Genomic DNA, 18,270 nt, shown 5'->3' on the forward strand with positions numbered 1-18,270 from the left:
ATCTCACGATTAGGTTACGATTCACCTAGTATCTCCCTCCGCTCTTCCGCGGAGAACAGGGTGTTGATCTCCTTGCCCAAACGGGAGAAGACCCTCTGGGAGAAGACCTCCTGCCAGATGTATTGCTGGGCGATGAACACCACATGTCGGTTGCCAGTCCATACGCAGGTCTCTCCGGCGCTATCCCCCCCGATCAGGCACTCGCCGCCGTCACTCACGATCACGAGCGAACCACCCAACTGCTGCAGGCTGCTCTCTGCCTGCGGGTGGCGGATTGCGTCGCCGAAGTCGATCTCCGCTTCTCCCGAGAGCAGCGCTCGAACGCGTACACCCCGGTCGTGCGCCTCACGAAGTGTGGACAGGATCTCTACGAGGGTCCTATCATCGATGGAAACAAGCAGTTCGTGCTGTGTTCGGCGAATCGTCTCCCGAGCATGAGCAAGAACGGCATCACGTCCCTCGATGTTCCACACCTGATCCCGCGGGGTTGATTCACCGATCCGAATGAGGGTCTCGTGGGCGCTGTCAAGCGCATCCTCGTATCTATGGCGAAGCGAGTCGAGAAGCGCGTTCACCGGTTGCGGTGCATACCGAGTTGTATCTCCCGACGGAAGAGACATTATGGCGCCTCTATTGGCGAGTCGGCCCAGGGCCTCATACACCATCGAGCGGGGAATGCCAGCCTCCTTGCTGATCTGGTAGCCTGTGGCGGGGCTGTGTTGCAGGAGCGCCACGTAGGTCTTGGCCTCATACTCAGTGAACCCAAGACGAGCCAGCACCCCGGCGGCATCCTTAGTAAGCCCCTCGCTTTCCATACATATCCCCTCCCGAGAATGCCCGCCCAATGAACGGACAACGGATCCAGTGCAATTAGCTAATGGGCCCAGCAATGGGTGTTGCAATGGGTGTTCCAGTTACGAAACACTAATTGCCCCGAGCATAACTCCGCGCGCGCAATGTGTCAATAGTCCGGCAGGCGCATGTCCGGGAGGCGCATGTCCGGCAGGCAGAGTCCGGCAGGCACATGGGTTGCGGCGCTCAGGCAGCACTGGGGTTCAGCCATGTTCTGCAGGACTATCGCAAACCGAGGAGAAGATTACACGAACAGGCAGTAGCCGAGAAGGGATTTTCGTCTGGTTGGAGGCCATGCCAGTGGCCGATGTTATTGCTGATGCCAAGATCATACCCCCTAGACGTAGAAGGACAGTCATATCAAGACCACGCCTGACTGCGCTATTCTCCGAAGCCATCGACTATGGCCTAACCCTTGTGCAGGCCGGTCCTGGCTACGGGAAGAGCACGGAGCTTAGCGCATTGTTCGACTCCTATGCAGGCCCGAAGTTCTGGTATTCGCTCACTGGCGATGATCGGGATCCTGTCGCTTTTCTGATTGGATTGGCTTGCTCGATCAACTGTCGCTGCCCAGGCAGCATCGACTCACCATCCCTGGCGAAGGTGCTCCGCGAGGATCTCGACGAGGCGGCGCGGGTCATCTCCGGAGCAGTGCGGGCGGTTTCCCAACTGGATGAGCCATTGTTCATAGTCGACGATTTTGATCATTCTGGTTCCGACCCAAGGGTGGGGAGGGCCTTGGAGACTCTCGTGGGCTTCCAGCCCGGCCGCGTTCATTGGATAGTGGCCGGAAGGGAGAAGGTCGGGTATGAATGGGTGAGGAGGTTGCGAACTCGGGCAGAGGTACTCGAGATCGACGCCCATGCACTCGCCTTCTCCATGGATGAGGTGGAGAAGCTGTTTGCGGACGGGTACGGGATCCCGCTCTCTCCCGACGAAGCCAACCTCGTGCATCTGCGCACTGAGGGATGGGCGATGGGAATGGAGCTCACCAATCAGGCGCTCAGAAAGGGAGCGGCACTGGAGAGAATTCTGGCTGGTGATTTCTCGTCGCTTTCAGGCCTCGCCAACTACCTCGCGTGCGAGGTCCTTGAGAGGCTTGATGCCGAGCTTGTGGATTTCCTGGAGCGCACCAGCATCCTGGATGAGATCGATACTGGACTGGCTGACGCCGTGGTCCCCTCAGGACGTGGCGCTGAGCTATTCCTCAAGGCCCGCGAGACAGGGCTTTTCCTGTATGACCAGGGAGGCGCGGCGCGATGCCACAATGTGCTGCAGGAGTTCCTGAGAAAGCGGCTGGCCGCTCGGGCGCCGGAACTGCCTCAGGCGGGAGTCCAATCACGGGCCCTGCCCCCGGCGCAGCAGGCCCATATCGCAGCTGCACGGGTGTACTGCGACCGCGGCCACCACGAGAAGGCCATAGGTCATCTGATCGCCGCAGGCGAGTTTCATCCTGCCGCCCGTGAACTGACCCGCGTAGCAGACCGTCTGCTCTCTGATGGCAGGGCCGACACCCTCATCGGCTGGGTGGAGCAGATACCCGCTGATCTGCTTCAGTCTCGGCCCGAGCTGTTCGTGTCCCACGCTACTGCACTTCGCATGCGAAGTCGCTTCGATGAAGCCCTTTTACTGTTGGACCGGGCGGCAGTTGTGTATCGTTCCTCAGGGGATCGTGCAGCAGAGGCCATGGCCACAGCAGGGAAGGCCCAAGTGTATCTTGACACGGTCCAACCCGCCCCGGCAGAGGGGCTGCTCACAGAGGCGCTTGAGCTTCTTCCCGCCGATTCCCGTTTCGAACGGGCCCAGATACTGCGCATGATGGCAGAGAACAAGACGAACCAGGGGGATCTCAAGGGGGCGGTTCACTGTTCCGAAGAGGCGGACGCCCTGTCGGAGCATGCGGTTGAGAGCGAAATGGACATCCGCGTTTACCTGCGGACTGGGCGCATAAGCCTTGCACAGCGAGCCTTGGAGCGACGGATGAAGGCAGAGGAGGACCTCGGATCTGATAGGCCGCCGCGTTCACACAGGGAGAGCAGGCTCTTGCTGTCTCTGATCTACTCATTCCTCGGCGAACCGGTGCGTGCTCTCTCTTGTGCCCGGGAAGGCATCGCCCTCGCCGAGAGGCTCAGGTCGCCATTTGCCGAGGCAGTGGCTTACATGCGCCTTGGACATGCGTTACAGCTCAAACCTTTGATGTCGGTTGAGGACATGCGGGAGGCCCAGGAAGCGTACCAACGGGCCATCCAGCTGTCGGATGAACTGCATGTGGCCCGGGGCCGTGCTGAACCCCTGCTTGGCCTGGCGTTTCTAGAGGGTGCTTACGGTGAGCTTCCTAGAGCCGCAGCGAATGCGCGGGAGAGCATAAGGATATGTGATGAGGCTGGAGATGGCTGGTTGCGAGCGCTCGCGATGGTCTCTATGGGAGCGGCATTCTTCTACCATAGGGAATATGAGCACGCGCTCGAGTGGTTTCACCGTTCAGAAGCCGTGTTCGAGGAGTGCGGAGACACCTATGGGGTGTGTGTTAGCCTGCTGTGGCAGGCGATCGCACTCCTGCCTGCGCATGCTGCATCAGCTACGTTCGCTGACACATCGCGGGCGCTGTTCGGACTTATGCAGACCCACGCATATGAGTTTCTCACCGCTCGTCCAACCTTCCTCGGCCCGAAGGACCCGAATGTGTTCGTTCCGGTGCTTCTTGAGGCGCGGAGGTTGGATGTGCGTCCGGAGTATGTGTCGTGGCTCATGGCGTCCCTGGGGCTATCGAGGGTGGAGAGCCATCCAGGGTATACCCTATACGTGAGGACGCTTGGGCAGTTCCGCGTGTTTCGCGGTCGCGATGACGTGGGTCTTCGCGATTTCAAGCGCGAGAAGGCCGTGCGCCTGCTCCAGTACCTCATTACCTTCAGGCGCGAGCTCGTCCCCAAGGAGCGAATACTCGAAACGTTGTGGCCAGGACTTGACTACGAGACTGCCAATCGGGATTTCAAGGTGGCTCTGAACGCCCTGTCGAATGCACTTGAGCCCTCTCGGCCTGCTCGGGGAAGCTCATTCTACATCGTCAGGCAGGGGGATGCGTATGGTTTGAACCTCGCATCTAGTTACTGGATTGATGCTGAGGAGTTTGAGTCGCTGATGTCGAAGGGCAACCTCCTCAACGACCGTTCACCTGCCGATGCTCTTGAGGTGTACAGGCGCGGGTTCGAGCTGTACGAGGGCGATTATCTGGCTGGCCTGCTATATGAGGACTGGTGCTCCGTGGAGAGGGAGCGTGTCCTGTCGCTGTATCTGCGTTCTGCGTCGAAGTATGCGAGGCTCTTGGCCGAGGGTGGGCACTACGAAGAGTGCATTCATGTGTGCGAGAGGCTCATCTCCAGGGACAATTGCTGGGAGGAAGCCTACCGGCTGCTGATGCTGTGCCACTTCAAGCTTGGGTCCCGCTCGGCGGCTGTCAGGGCGTATGAACGGTGTGTTGACAGGCTCGAACATGACCTCGGCGTCGTTCCGATGCCCAGCACGAAGGAGCTTTACAGGAGAATCCTTGGAACATGAGGAGTATGGAGTGTAACTCCTCTGCAACTCCCGGGCAACGCCCGCATCTTACGCTTACAGCGTAGGGTGCGGGCATTGTGTTTCTCGCCCCGCACCGTTCACCTTGACATGCGCGATGTACGACCCGAATGAAATATGAGGCAGGTGCAGTTCGATGAGGCTTGATGGCAAGGTAGCGATAGTGACAGGCGGTGCGTCGGGAATCGGCAAGGAGACCTGCAGGGTATTCGCGGCAGAGGGAGCAAAGGTGGTCATCGCGGACTACAACGAGGCCGCGGGCCGGGCATTCGAGGCGGAGCTTACCGCTGCGGGGCACGCGGCTCTGTTCTTGCAGGTTGACGTGTCCTCAAGCGAGCAGGTAAAGAAGACTGTGGCTACGGTAGTCGAAAAGTTCGGGAGAATCGATATTCTCATCAACAACGCTGGCATAACCGCGGATGCTAGCCTTATGAAAATGACTGAGGAGCAGTGGGATCGGGTCATCAGCATTAACCTCAAGGGAGTGTTCAACTTCACCCAGGCGGTTGCGGCAGTGATGGCGCCCGCCGGCAAGGGGAAGATCGTGAGCGCCTCCTCGGTGGTTGGGATTCAGGGCAACTTCGGGCAGACGAATTACGTTGCTGCCAAGGCCGGCGTGATCGGGATGACCAAGGTATGGGCGCGCGAGCTCGGCAGGAAGGGCATACGCGTGAATGCTGTTGCCCCTGGCTTCATTCTGACTGACATGACTGCAAAGATGCCGGAGACTGTGCTCGATGGAATGAAGTCCAAGACCCCAGTGGGCCGGCTCGGGCTTCCAAAGGACATCGCGAACGCCTATCTATTCCTCGCCTCCGATGAGTCGGACTTCGTGAACGGGGCCGTTCTCTCAGTCGACGGAGGCGTGACAATCTAGCGTTCCGCATGCTCGCGGCGGAGGAGGAGAACATGGGCGGCTGTGGCGAAGTTGTGATGGCGTCCTTCGTGGTGCGATTCACGCAGGAGATTGATGAAGCTGGGGCTGCGATCGGCCAATCCGAATCGGTGGGAATCGAGGCTGAGGCCGTAGATCATGGCCAACGCCAGGCGCCGCCAAGATGGCGGGTGCTGGTAAGGCACATACAATCCGGCGAGGAGCGGCTTTTCACCGATTTTGCGCAAGCGATGGAGTTCATCGAGGGACGTGTAAGCGCCTTCGGCTATCAACACCAGCTCGAAAGGAGTCCAGAGGAATGAGAGAGGTCGTCATTACATCTGCGGTCAGAACTGCAATCGGCTCGTTCAATGGCACTCTGGCGCCATTCCAAGCCTGGGAACTCGGGGCTATCGCTATCAAGGAGGCACTGGCGCGTTCGAGTGTAGAGCCTGGAGCTGTGGATGAAGTATTCCTTGGAAGCATCCTAACTGGGGCGCAGGGCTCCAATCCCGCGCGTAGGGCATCTTTGAAGGCAGGCCTGCCAGTCGAGGTTCCCGCCACTACGTTGAATATGGTGTGCGGCTCCGGGCTGAAGTCAGTCGTGCTGGCTGCCCAGGCCATTGGGGCCGGCGATGACGAAATCGTGGTAGCTGGCGGGGCGGAGAGCATGTCCAACGCGGTTTACTTCATGGACAGCGCCAGATGGGGTATGCGCATGGGCCATGGCCAGATCAAGGACGAGATGATAATGAACGCCCTGTGGTGCCCGTTCGGCGACGTGCACATGGGAATCACGGCTGAGAACGTAGCGGCCAAGTACGGAATCACCCGCCAGGAGCAGGACGAGTTCGCCCTCGCAAGCCAGATCAAGGCGAACGCGGCCATCGCATCTGGTAAGTTCGAACGCGAGATCGTGCCTGTGGAGATTCCGCAGAAGAAGGGCGATCCGATTCTGTTCGCCAAGGACGAATATCCTCGGGCAGGCGCCACGATCGAGGGCCTCGCCAAGCTGAAGCCTGCGTTCAAGAAAGACGGAACAGTCACAGCTGGGAACGCATCTGGCATAAACGACGGGGCTGCAGCCGTGGTGGTGATGAGCGCCGAGCGTGCAGCGAAGCTTGGGATCAAGCCTCTCGCGGTGATCCGTTCCTATGGGTACGCTGGAGTAGAGCCATCCATCATGGGCATGGGCCCTGTTCCAGCCACGAAGAAGGCACTCGCCAAGATCGGCGCGGCCGTAGGCGACATGGACCTCATCGAAGCCAATGAGGCATTCGCAGCTCAGTCTCTGGGGGTTGCCCGGGAACTCAATTGGGACCCCACCCGTGTCAACGTCAACGGTGGGGCCATAGCTCTCGGCCATCCAGTGGGCGCGAGCGGCGCTCGCATTCTCGTTACGCTGATCCACGCACTCATAGACAGGGGCCTCAAGAAGGGCCTTGCCACTCTGTGTGTTGGCGGAGGGCAGGGCGTTTCCGCCGTGATAGAGATCGTCTGAGGGAGCCCTTGGCTAACGCAACTGTGGGACCCGGCCGGACCGGCGGAACTAGGACTGGGGGTTGGCTAGATGCTCGGCCAGCAGATCGTAAGCGGGCTCTCGGCGGGGTGCCTGTACGCCCTGGCGGCGCTGGGGCTAGTGTTGATATACCGCACAATGGACATAGTCAATTTCGCCCACGGCGAGATGGCCATGATATCCACGTTCGTTGCGCACACGCTGCTCGTGCGCGCAGGGCTTCCCTACGTCCTGGCCGCCCTCGGCGCACTCGTATTCGCTGCGCTATTCGGCATGATCGTAGAGCGTGTGTTCCTGAGGCCGATCCAGAACGGGCCGCTGATCAGCATGATGATAATGACACTCGGCCTACTCATGGTGCTGAGTGGAGCAGCCGGCTGGGTGTGGGGATTCGACCCAATGAGTTTCCCACGCGCAGTGCGAGGCGCGCCTCTCTTCGTCGGCGATCTCATCATCACCCGTGATACCCTCCTTGTGCTCGCAGTGACGCTGGCAATGGCGGGAGCGCTTTATGCGGTGCTCAGGTTCACCATGGCCGGCATTGCGATAAGAGCGACCAGCCAGAATTCCCGGGCCGCTCGGCTGATGGGGGTCCCTGTGCCGAGGGTATACTCGCTGACCTGGGGCATTAGCGCCGTGCTGGGGGCGGTGGCGGGGATACTCATCGCGCCTACTACGTTCCTGAGTCCGAGCATGATGGCGGAAGTGCAGATCAAGGCGTTCACAGCCGCTGTTCTCGGAGGCTTCACTAGTTTGCCTGGCGCCGTGTTGGGAGGCCTGCTTCTCGGGGTTCTTGAGAACATCGTGGCGGGCTACATATCGACTCAGCTGAAGAGCACATTCGCTTTTGCGCTCATCATGGTCGTCCTGTTCATCAGGCCAAACGGGCTTCTGGGCTCGACTCAGAGAAGGAAGGTGTGACGTATGAAGGATAGAGCATCTGGCAGCAGGGCGTGTGCGGATCGTGCAGCTTCTGCGGCTTCTGCGGCGAGGCCCGCAGCTGCCATCAGCGTCCGTGCGCGACATGGCTTCCTCTCAACGCCCACCAGCAAGAGACTCATGCTTGCTCTGGCTCTGATCCTGCTTCCTCTGATCACCGTGGCCGTGGATAGGGCGTATGTAGTCTACATCTATAGCCTCGTGATGGTGTACGTGATAGTTACCCTAGGACTGAACATCCTCACAGGATACACCGGGCAGATATCGATTGGGCACGCAGGGTTCATGGCCATATCGGCCTACGCTTCTGCGATCCTTACAGGCCGGTTCGGATTACCGTTCCCAGTCGCGATGATCCTGGCGGCGCTGCTATCGGCAGTCGTTGGCCTTGGCCTTGGAATCCCGGCGCTGAGGCTGAGAGGGCATTACCTGGCCATTTGCACTCTCGGTTTCGGTGTTGCGGTGAGCCAGCTCTCGGCGGTGTGGGAGGCTTTCACAGGAGGATACCAGGGTATGAAAGTGCCCACCGCCTCGGCCTTAGGGTTTAGGTTCGACACCGACCTCCGCTATTACTACCTTGCTCTTGTTGTGACATGGCTGCTGATTGAAGCGGCTAGGAACATGCTTCACACGCGACCTGGCCGGGCCCTGATGGCTGTTCGGGATAGCGAAGTGGCGGCGCAGGCTATGGGGATAAACCTGTCCAAGTACAAGGTGGCCGCGTTCGCCATAAGCGCCTTTTACGCCGGAATGGCAGGGAGCCTTTACGCGCATCTGGTGAAATACGTGAGCCCCTTCGACTTCAGCGGCGCAGTGTCCATGACTTTGCTTGCCTCCATTGTGGTGGGCGGATTGGGCAGTGTTCCAGGTTCAATACTGGGAGCGGTGTTCATGACCCTGCTTCCCCACGTGTTCAGCCGCGTGAAGAATCTGCCCTTGGTTCTATCAGGGATCTCGCTGATCCTCGTGGTGCTGTTCCTGCCATATGGGCTCGTGAGCCTACCGTGGCGCATTAGGAGCCTCAGATCTGGTGTGAAGAGGGGTGCGAGCCATGGCGATGCTTGAGCTCAATGGGGTTACCGTTAGGTTCGGCGGGCTTGTTGCAGTGAACTCCCTGAGCTTCAAGGTGGAGAAGGGAGATATACACGGTCTGATTGGACCCAACGGGGCTGGCAAGAGCACCGTCTTCAACTGCATCAGCCGTTTCATCAGGCCCGAGGAAGGAAGTATTTTCTTCGCCGGCAGACCTCTGGACTGCGAACCCCACGATGTAGTGCTCCGCGGCATCGGCCGGACTTTTCAGAACGTGGAGCTGTTCCGCGGCCAGACAGTGATGGACAACATCCTTCTCGGGATGCACACTGCCGGCGCCGCTGATTTCATCGGAGGGGCCTTCCTCTCGCGAAGGGTGAAAGCCGAGGAGGTGGAACTCCGGCTGCGAGCCGCTGAGGTCCTGAAGTTCCTTGGGATTGCCGAGTACGCGGCACGCCCGGCGCTTGGCCTGCCGTATGGCGTGCAGAAACTGATCGAGCTCGGTAGGGCTCTGGCTCTGCGTCCAAGCATGATCCTTCTAGATGAGCCCGTGGCGGGGATGAATCCAACAGAACGGGTTGAGCTCGCGAAGGTGATAAGGCGGATAAGGGACGAATTCCAGATGACGGTCCTCCTAGTGGAGCACGACATGTCGTTCGTTATGGGCCTGTGCAACGCGATCACCGTGATGAACTTCGGCAGCAAGATCGCGGAGGGGACCCCTTCGGAGGTGCAGAGAAACCCGTCGGTTATCCAAGCATACCTCGGGGAGGACACAGAAGATGCTGCGACTAAGTAAGCTCCAGGTCAACTACGGCATGGTCTCTGCACTCACTGACGTGTCTCTCGAGGTCCGCGAGGGCGAAATAGTGGCCTTGCTCGGTGCAAACGGAGCTGGGAAGACCACCACACTAAGGGCGATCTCAGGCATATGCCGACCGGCCTTTGGAAGCATCGAGTTTGCAGGCAAGCGCATCGATGGCTGCCCGCCCGAACGCATAGTCTCGTTAGGCATCGTGCAGGCGCCGGAGGGACGGCAGGTCTTCCCGGAGCTGTCAGTGAAGGAGAACCTCCTGATAGGGACCTACTCGCGCCGCGATCGCAGGAGCATCCCCGATGACTTCACACGGGTGTATGCGCGTTTCCCCATCCTGAAGGAGCGGGAAACCCAGCCGGCCGGCACCCTGTCCGGAGGAGAACAACAGATGCTGGCGATCGGCCGCGCTCTCATGGCCAGTCCGAGGCTGCTTCTCCTTGACGAGCCTTCTCTCGGACTCGCGCCCATAGTCACGAGGCAGATATTCGATATCATTAGGACCCTCAATGATGAGGGCACGACAATACTCCTCGTTGAGCAAAACGCCCGGCTGGCCCTGGCCATCTCGAAACGGGCCTACATTCTTGAGATAGGCAAAGTTGTCCTATCCGGCCGGAGCGAAGAGCTTATGAAGAGCGAGGAGGTGAAGCGGTCTTACTTGGGCGGGAATGCGGGCAGGTAGTCGCACTTGGGTCCTGCGTGTTCAGATGACAAATATGTGGAGGCGAAAAGCATGAAGAAGTTCTGGCTTTCGGTCTCGGCGTGCCTCGTCGCTCTTCTCCTAGTGACCATCCCCGGCACGATCATCGCCGCGCCAGTGCCTGGCATAACTGCTGACCAAGTCCTAATTGGGGCATTCCAGGATCAGTCCGGGCCGGCTGCTGTCGTTGGCATCAACATGCGTAAGGGCATGGAGGCCTACTTGAACTGGATCAACGCCCAGGGCGGCGTCAATGGCAGGAAGATCAAGCTCATCGTGGAGGACGACGGGTTCCAGGCATCCCGTTCAATCGCCGCCACAAAGAAGCTCGTGGAGCAGGACAAGGTGTTCGCGCTCGTGGGCACTCTGGGGACTCCCGGATTGGCTGCGACTATCGACTACATCGTGGAGAAGGACGTGCCCTCGATCTATCAGGGGAGCGGCATTTCGTCTCTTGCGTACCCTCCCAAGAAGCAGTTCTTCCCGGTCCAGCCCAACTACATCAGTGAAGGCCGCATCATCGCCCAGTACGTGGTTGAGCACCTCAAGCACAAGCGGATCGCGGTTGCGTGTGAGCAGACCGATATCGGATCCCAGGGCCTTCGCGGCGTGAAGGACCAGCTTTCCAGGTACAACATGGAGCCTGTGGAGGTCGTCAACTTCGGCGCCGCCGACGTGGACTTCAGCTCTCAGATCCTCAAGCTGATCAAGGCCAAGCCTGAGTCGGTCATCATCTACTCAACCCTGAAGCCGTGCGCCGGTCTCCTGAAGCAGGCGGCCACGATGGGCCTGAATGCCCAGTTCCTGACCACTTACGTCAACGCCGATCCCGTTCAGATGCCTGCCCTCGCCGGCGAGGCGTGCGTGGGCCTGATCGCCCCAGGATGGGTGCCCGTGCTCGGAAACGACGCCGATTCCGCCAAGTACCTTGAGATCTATCAGAAGAGCTTCCCGAAGGAGATGCCGAGCGCCTTCGCCGCTGCCGGTTTCATTGCGGCTGAAGTCTTCACCGAGGGCCTGAAGCGGGCCGGCAACAACCCCACCCGAGAGGGACTCATTGCAGCAATGGAGACCTTCAACGATTGGGACGGCATCATGGCAAAGGGAATCACCTACACCCCAGAGTTCAGGTCAGGCAAGGCTTCGATGTACTTCATGAAGTTCATGAAGCCCAAGTTCGAGCAGGGTTCAGTCGAGGTCATCTCCGAGTGGATCAAGCTGAAGATATGACCTGGGCAAGCCTGAGCTAGGACAATTGATCTAGGGCTATCGATCTGAGACCATCGATCTGGAACTGCAAGGCCCGGGCGACAGGCGAGAGTCCTGCCGCCCGGGCCTTATACCTGTTGCGATACGCTGAACCCTAAATGCGGCTCTCGGCTGTGCGGCCCGCGCTCCTGCCTAAACCGGATTCATCCCTTCTGCAAGAAGGATCTCCCTCAGCCGATCCGGGCCCGGGAGTGGCGGCTACGGCGATCACGAGGAAACCAGCCGCTGTGACCGTCACTTTTGGGGCGCTAGACGGGATGGCGCTGATGCAGGATTAGTCTGTGTGACGGTGAATGCATATTGCGGCGCGTACTACACCTAGCAGGTACGGCGCGATTGCTGCGTGATGCAGCGTGTTGCTGTGTGGTGTAACACCTGCCCGGCTGGGCACGTTTTTGAAATCAGGTGATGGCCTTGTCTGGCGTTCTGCCTCAAGCTCAGGAGAGGGTTCAGCCACGTCCGCGGGCCCGAGATATCGGAATACACACAGGGATACTCGAGCCAGGCGCGTACAACGCAATAACTGATGTGCCCGGGGTAATGGTGGGGCACTGTACCATTTCGAGAGGCGAGGGGAAGTTGGTCCGCGGGGAGGGGCCTGTGAGAACAGGCGTCACCGCGATACTGCCTCACGATGGGAATCTGTTTCAGGAGAAAGTGCCTGCTGCTGCCTACGTTCTGAACGGTTTCGGCAAGTCCATAGGGATCTGCCAGGTGAACGAATTGGGCAACATTGAGACGCCGATAGTGCTGACGAACACGTTGAACGTGGGGATCGTCGCCGACGCGGTCGTCGAGTGGTCACTTGGGCAGAACCCGGAGATCGGCGTGAACACCGGGACCGTCAATCCCGTGGTGGGAGAGATCAACGATGGCAGCCTCAACGACATTCAGGGGCGACACGTTCACAAGGAAGATGTGTTTTCGGCGATACGGAACGCCTTCTCAGGGCCCGTTGACGAGGGTTCGGTCGGAGCAGGCGCCGGAAGCAGTTGCATGGGGTGGAAGGGCGGCATCGGCGCCGCGTCCAGGTTGCTTCCGGGGAAGCTGGGAGGATTCACCGTCGGCGTGCTTGTGCAGTCGAACTTCGGAGGTGTGCTCACTGTAAACGGGGCTCCTGTTGGGCGCGAGCTTGGGCGGTTTGCGTACAAGGAGTGCCTCGAAGAGAGACTCCCGGAGAGTCCTGATGAACATCTTGAGAACGGATCGGCTGTCGGGCCGGTAGACGATGGCTCGGTGATGGTGATCATCGCCACGAATGCGCCCATGGACCACCGCCAGCTCAGGCGGCTGGCGAAACGGGCGGGCATGGGCCTTGCCAGGACGGGATTCTTCGGCAGCAACGGCTCCGGCGACTTCTTCATTTCCTTCTCAACAGCGCAGCGAGTTCCGCACTCATCCGGCTCGGCGGTGCTAACGACTGCAGTGATGAGCAATGACGCAGTATCAGCCCTTTTCCTTGCAGTCGTGGAAGCGACGGAGGAAGCGGTGCTCAATTCCATTCTCAGAGCCACAACGGTTGTGGGGCGAGACGGAAATACCGTCGAGGCGATAAACATAGACGACTTGCTGCGGGTCATGCGCAAGTACAACACGCTGAACTGGCATGAGACTCTTCCGCCGAGGGGTCGCGCGTGAGAATTGGAGGTTGGGGCCACCTGGCCCTACTTCACAGCCGTGATCATCGGATTGTCATCAATCGGCGCTGGCATTCCCACAACAACCTGAACTGCTGGACGCAATACCTCGTCCACCTGTTCCAGGCTGCTCGGGCGCTTCGCCTCTGGCAGATTGCTGTACAGCCGGGATGCGAATGCGCCGCCGCTGTGGTAGGGAGGACCTCCGTGAATCCGACCTCAGTGAGCCTCGCACTCAGCTCCGTGCAGCGCATCGAGAAGGCCAGCCGTCCCCGGGGCCGTAGTCCAGCAACCCTCCGCCTTCGCCCTGAGTGGCGAGGAGGAAATCGAGTATGTGCCCGCGGTCATTCCAGTGGGACCTGCGCGCAGTGTCGAAAGGCCGGTACACGATGGGCAACTCCCCGCCTGACTGAGATTCCATGTCATCGTAGATGAACCGCTCCGAAGTGCATTGCTCCGGCGCCAAGGTTCGCTTGATCCAATCGATTGCGTCCACTTCATCGACTCCCTCAGATGTGATAGTCCACATATGGCAACAGGCATCTGTTCGGTATCTGCAGGGTGCTTTCCTGTCGGCGTCAGGCGCATGGGGTGGACTGCGGTTGAAGGATATGGGCTGCGCGAGTAGAACAGACACGCAGCAGGCGAAGGGAATTGAGGTGATCCAGAGTGACCGGCAGAGATACATACGTAGTTGGCCGCTGGGCGTCGATAGTGGCAGCTAGCGCCGTTGCGCTGTTTGCGGCCCTTCTGGCAGTTGGCCTTACGGGTCATCACACAGAGATGCTCTCGTACGGAACATGCATCATCCTTGCGTGGGGGTTCGTGGCCATGATGGCGTCGGTCAACAGATGGGCGCCACGCGAGAAGCGCGTGTGGAGCCAGATTAGCCTATCGTTTGCCATTATGTACGCGGTCCTGGTCAGCGCCTGCTACTACACGCAGCTCACTGTGGTGCGCGCTGGCGCCGCGCTGCTCTCCCGCGAGGCCCTGAACCTGTTGAGCTTCAATGCCGGTTCGGTGATGTTCGCCGTCGACATGCTTGGGTATACGCTCATGGCCCTGTCCACCTGGTTCGCAGCGCCTGTGTTCACAGGGGCGAAGAACGGCCTGTGGCTATCGAGGCTGTGCACTATCCACGGATTGCTGGCGGTTCCCACCGTCGTCTACCCATTGCTCATGTCGGCGCCGCAGGGGGAGGCCACGACCCGAGCGGTCCGCCTTGGAAGCATCGCCCTTTTGGCCTGGTGTGCTGTGTTCATACCCATACCGCTGCTTCTGGCCTCGCTGTTCGGGGGCCGGGCCGTGCGCAGAGAGGGCGGACGCGCCAAGCCGAGGGGTTGAAAACTGATGCCTGATGTCAATACGTGCTGTCGATGCCTGATGGCGATGCATCAGCTATTCTAGCGCAGGAGGTGCTTCATAATGGCAGACCCAGGCGATATCACAATCCGGGAGTATGTGGAGATGCGCTTGCCGGAACTGACGGCGCTGGATCGCGATCACACCGTGTTTCTTATCAGCGTGAGCCCTATCGAAGTTCATGGACCCCACCTTCCTGTAGGGACCGACGTGTTCATCTCAGAGGACTTGGTCATCCGATACGCCGTCGAGTTGCACAAGAGTCACCCGGAGCTGGCGTTCGTGAAGCTGCCTCCGCTGTACGCGGGATCAGACGCCCTTCCAGTGAAGGGGTCGCTTTCGGTGCCGGCGGCCCATGTGGAGGGCGTTCTTACTGCGTACGGAAAGGGCCTTGCGAGGCAAGGCTTCCATTACCTGTTCGTGGCCGATAACCATGGCGGGCCGAGGCATCAGATGGCCACTGAAGCAGCTGCCAGGAGGCTGTGGCGCAATCACAGATTCTATCTGATCGACCCGTTCAACCTAGACTTTCGCTACATGGTGCAGCATGATCCGGGTTTTATGAAGAAGACCGGCTTGGGCCCTGGAGTGTGCGGTGACGACCCAGATAGCCACGCCGGGACGAACGAGACATCCCTGATGCTTGCATCATGCCCGGAGCGGGCGCCCGCGAACTATCGCGAGGCAGCGCCGTCGCTGCCGCCGCCGGTTAAGGGCGGCGCGGCTTTGACGGCTGGCCTTGGCAGGTTCCTGCGGGCTCTGGGCGGGCGTGTTCTCGGACAGGACCTTGAGCACCTGGCCAACACCTTGGCCTGGGTGAGCGATCCCAACATGGTTCCATACATGGGCGATCCGAGCAGGGCGACGCGCGAGGCTGGCGAGGCAATGATCGCCGCACGGGTGAAGGTAGCCACAGAACTCTTCGAGCGCGCTCTTGCTAGCGGAGGCGCTGACCCTGTGCATATCGCCCCCATGCTATGGGGCATACGATTGATGCGGCGGCTGCCGGAGTAGCGAGCAATGGCTCGGGTCACGGAGGATTGAGGACGGACAATGCAGATACGGTTCCTGGGGGGCGCACGGGAAGTCGGCGCCTCGTGTGTGCTTGTGACGACTGCTGCGGGGCGCAACATACTCCTGGACTGCGGTGTTAGGGTGAACGAGGAAGGCACGGGGATGCTCCCGAACCTAGAGCCCTTAAACGACGTGACCATCGACTCCATAATCATCTCCCACGCGCACCTCGACCACTGCGGCGCTCTGCCCGTGGTCGCGAAGCTGTCGCCCGGAACCTGGGTGCATGCAACGAACGCCACGCGCGACATCGCCAAGGTGATGCTGTACGATGCGATCAAGGTGGCGGAGTTCAGGGAGGGGCTAAGCCTCTACGATGACAGCGACGCGGAGCGAGCCCTCGATGCCACAATGACCCATGGATACGGCGCTTCATTTGAAGCCGCTCCTGGAGTGCAGGCCATGTTTCTGCCGGCCGGGCACATACTAGGGGCTGCGGCGGTGCTGCTCCAGATGGATGAAGGGACTCTCCTGTACACTGGCGACTTCACCACGTTCGAACAGGAGACCGTGGGGATGCAGAAGTTCAGCCATGGTCTGCGGCGGGGCGTGGATGTCGTGATCACCGAGGCTACGTACGGATCGCGGTTACATGCGCCGAGGGTGCAGGAGGTTCAGAGGCTACTGGATGCGATAGGCGCTGCAGCCGAAAACGGCGGTCGCACCCTGATTCCCGCCTTCGCACTTGGGCGCGCTCAGGAGATCATCCTTGCCCTCCGCAATTACATCCGCAGGACGAAGAAGAAGATCCCCGTGTACGTCGATGGGCTGATCAGGAATGTGAACCTCGTATTTGAGCGGAATCCGAACTATCTCGCCGAGAGGTACAAGAGGGAAGTCCTCCGAGGGGATGATCTGTTCTACACAAATGGCATCGAGGCTATCGACAGCAAAGCCAAGCGCGACAAGATCCTAGCGTCAAATGGACCGTGGGTCGCCATCGCAAGCTCGGGCATGCTCACCGGAGGCGTGTCGCCCATCTACGCCGAGAGAATCGTGCAGGATTCCGGAAACCTTCTTGCCATAGTGGGCTACCAGGATGAGGAGTCGCCAGGACGGAAGCTCCTAGATCTTGCTGCTAAGCCCGAGGTGGATCGGAAGGTGGTGCTGAACGGTTCGGAGCGCCAAGTGAAGTGCAAAGTGGAGGGCTTCGGGCTGTCGGCCCACGCGGATTCGTTCGGGATAGTCGCATCAGTGAAAGCCTTGCAGCCACGATTGGTTCTGGTAAATCATGGGAGCGACGAATCGCTCTCGGCCCTCGCGGAATCCCTTGCGGATCAAATGCCAGAGGCGCGAGTTGAGATCGCAGCGGTTGGGCAGGCGCACGAGTATGCTCCTTCCCAATCGACAGGTGCGGGCAGGTCGGATGGGCCGCAACTAGGCGTGCCGAGCGCCTCGAGAAGATACTCGCTGAACCCGCATGTGCAGGAGATTGCTCTTGATAGGGAGGACCATCTTGATCCAACAGAGCTTTGGCGTCATCTTCTGGCCAACGGAGTGGGCGGAACGGCAGTGACGGTTGGGGACCTGCTCACTGTATGGCATGGCCGGCGCGAACTGGGCGACGACGAGAAGCAGCAGTTCCGACAGGCAGTGCGCGATGATCGGCGCTTCATGCCCGCCGCTGGCAATCCCAACTTGGTGCACGTGCTCACAGAGGCTGAGTACACTGATGCGGTCACGCCTCACCCCATGGAGCAGAACGCCGCCAGGTCCCTAGTGCAGGAACGGCTTGGCCGATGCGGCTTGCAGAGGCTGGGGTTCGGAAGCGATGGGACGATCACTCTCTACTTTCCCACCCCGGAGTACGCGAAGCGATGCGCCGATATCATTGAGCGTATCCGGGACGAGACCGTCAGGAAGGTGGATGTGGCCCAGACTGTCAACGCTGAGTTCATCAAAGCGAAGCTGAGATCGGAACTTGCCGCTGGTTTTGGCTTTTCGCTTGAACGGGACCCTTCCTTCCAGGGCGACGTGGTTACGGTCAGATTGCCCGAGTCATGCGACGGCGACCCTCGAAGCGGGCTCACCCTGGAGGACTACATAGCGGCCTTCGAGGACGAAACAGGGCTCAAGCTGATATTCAGGAGCGATGGAACGCTCCAGGATGCCCAGTCGGCTCTGGGCGCGGCAGGCGCGGCAAGCGCGGCAGCCGATGATGTGACGGTGACGGTCGCGGCGTCGGCTGCGGTGGCCGCACCGATCACTGGCAACTTCCCGAGGCTCGAACAGAATGTGGCCAAGGGTGCGGTTGAGGAGGCCTTCGCGAGCCGGCCTCACAGGCCCAAGGTGGGAATATACCGCGAGGAAGGTGTCCTGGCGCTATCGTTTGTCAGCCCGCAGGTGGGGCATAGGTACGACGGCCTTCTACAGGAACTTGAGCGGACCACCGGTTGGCGCCTGCAGGTGCAGGCGAGTGTGAGGGTGAACGAACTGGCCGAGGCGGCAAGGAGCCTGCTGCGCGCTCGGGGGATGGGCGATATGAAAGTTGGAGTATTCGAGGGGTACGCAGAGGCCAGGAGCTCTGTGCATATCGACGACGACACGGCCTCGGCGCTCAATGAGGAATACCGGCGGCAGACAGGATTCGAGCTGCGGTTCAGAAGGGTCTGAGGCACTCGT

General features: G+C 60.0%; 15 protein-coding genes. 13 read left to right on the top strand and 2 right to left on the bottom strand.

What is annotated here, in order from left to right; translation table 11 throughout:
- Nucleotides 1–14 precede the first annotated feature (14 nt).
- Nucleotides 15–815: a helix-turn-helix domain-containing protein gene (locus VB144_11170; protein MEA4884192.1), complete on the bottom strand. Its 801-nt coding sequence runs from the start codon at nucleotides 813–815 to the stop codon at nucleotides 15–17.
- A 337-nt stretch (nucleotides 816–1,152) separates the two neighbouring features.
- On the opposite strand from VB144_11170, the gene VB144_11175 reads away from it, so the two are divergent.
- From VB144_11175 to VB144_11220, 10 genes are all read left to right on the top strand, one after another.
- Entirely contained in the window at nucleotides 1,153–4,407 is a 3,255-nt protein-coding gene (locus tag VB144_11175; GenBank protein ID MEA4884193.1) for a BTAD domain-containing putative transcriptional regulator, read from the top strand.
- Nucleotides 4,408–4,561: 154 nt separating this feature from the next.
- Nucleotides 4,562–5,302: a 3-oxoacyl-ACP reductase FabG gene (gene fabG / locus VB144_11180; GenBank protein MEA4884194.1), complete on the top strand. Its 741-nt coding sequence runs from the start codon at nucleotides 4,562–4,564 to the stop codon at nucleotides 5,300–5,302.
- Between the two features lie 32 nt (nucleotides 5,303–5,334).
- Nucleotides 5,335–5,622, top strand: a complete 288-nt coding sequence (locus VB144_11185; protein MEA4884195.1) for a hypothetical protein — start codon at nucleotides 5,335–5,337, stop codon at nucleotides 5,620–5,622.
- The gene (locus VB144_11190; protein ID MEA4884196.1) at nucleotides 5,619–6,800 is read left to right on the top strand and encodes an acetyl-CoA C-acetyltransferase; all 1,182 of its coding nucleotides are present in this window, start codon (nucleotides 5,619–5,621) and stop codon (nucleotides 6,798–6,800) included. Before VB144_11185 ends, VB144_11190 begins: the two co-directional genes overlap by 4 nt.
- A 69-nt stretch (nucleotides 6,801–6,869) precedes the next feature.
- Nucleotides 6,870–7,739 (top strand): branched-chain amino acid ABC transporter permease, encoded by an 870-nt coding sequence (locus VB144_11195; GenBank protein MEA4884197.1) that lies wholly within the window; start codon nucleotides 6,870–6,872, stop codon nucleotides 7,737–7,739.
- A gap of 3 nt (nucleotides 7,740–7,742) precedes the next feature.
- On the top strand, nucleotides 7,743–8,822 hold the full coding sequence (locus VB144_11200; GenBank protein ID MEA4884198.1) for a branched-chain amino acid ABC transporter permease: 1,080 nt from the start codon (nucleotides 7,743–7,745) through the stop codon (nucleotides 8,820–8,822).
- Nucleotides 8,809–9,588, top strand: a complete 780-nt coding sequence (locus VB144_11205) for an ABC transporter ATP-binding protein (GenBank protein ID MEA4884199.1) — start codon at nucleotides 8,809–8,811, stop codon at nucleotides 9,586–9,588. Before VB144_11200 ends, VB144_11205 begins: the two co-directional genes overlap by 14 nt.
- A complete protein-coding gene (locus VB144_11210) occupies nucleotides 9,572–10,288 on the top strand; it encodes an ABC transporter ATP-binding protein (protein MEA4884200.1) in 717 nt (238 codons plus the stop codon). The genes VB144_11205 and VB144_11210 overlap by 17 nt, the downstream gene beginning before the upstream one ends.
- A gap of 51 nt (nucleotides 10,289–10,339) precedes the next feature.
- Nucleotides 10,340–11,536 (top strand): ABC transporter substrate-binding protein, encoded by a 1,197-nt coding sequence (locus tag VB144_11215; protein ID MEA4884201.1) that lies wholly within the window; start codon nucleotides 10,340–10,342, stop codon nucleotides 11,534–11,536.
- A gap of 453 nt (nucleotides 11,537–11,989) precedes the next feature.
- The gene (locus VB144_11220; GenBank protein MEA4884202.1) at nucleotides 11,990–13,213 is read left to right on the top strand and encodes a P1 family peptidase; all 1,224 of its coding nucleotides are present in this window, start codon (nucleotides 11,990–11,992) and stop codon (nucleotides 13,211–13,213) included.
- A gap of 234 nt (nucleotides 13,214–13,447) precedes the next feature.
- Here the strand turns inward: VB144_11220 and VB144_11225 are convergent, their stop codons facing one another.
- Nucleotides 13,448–13,708 (bottom strand): hypothetical protein, encoded by a 261-nt coding sequence (locus tag VB144_11225; protein MEA4884203.1) that lies wholly within the window; start codon nucleotides 13,706–13,708, stop codon nucleotides 13,448–13,450.
- A gap of 173 nt (nucleotides 13,709–13,881) precedes the next feature.
- On the opposite strand from VB144_11225, the gene VB144_11230 reads away from it, so the two are divergent.
- The 3 genes from VB144_11230 to VB144_11240 all read left to right on the top strand — a co-directional run bounded on the left by VB144_11230 (nucleotide 13,882) and on the right by VB144_11240 (nucleotide 18,261).
- On the top strand, nucleotides 13,882–14,556 hold the full coding sequence (locus VB144_11230; GenBank protein ID MEA4884204.1) for a hypothetical protein: 675 nt from the start codon (nucleotides 13,882–13,884) through the stop codon (nucleotides 14,554–14,556).
- Nucleotides 14,557–14,637: 81 nt separating this feature from the next.
- Nucleotides 14,638–15,588, top strand: a complete 951-nt coding sequence (locus VB144_11235; GenBank protein MEA4884205.1) for a creatininase family protein — start codon at nucleotides 14,638–14,640, stop codon at nucleotides 15,586–15,588.
- A gap of 39 nt (nucleotides 15,589–15,627) precedes the next feature.
- Complete coding sequence (locus VB144_11240) at nucleotides 15,628–18,261, top strand: MBL fold metallo-hydrolase (protein ID MEA4884206.1); 2,634 nt, start codon at nucleotides 15,628–15,630, stop codon at nucleotides 18,259–18,261.
- Nucleotides 18,262–18,270: the final 9 nt, after the last annotated feature.

It is taken from the genome of Clostridia bacterium (assembly GCA_034926675.1).
In the GTDB taxonomy this organism is placed as follows: domain Bacteria; phylum Bacillota; class DTU025; order DTU025; family DTU025; genus JAYFQW01.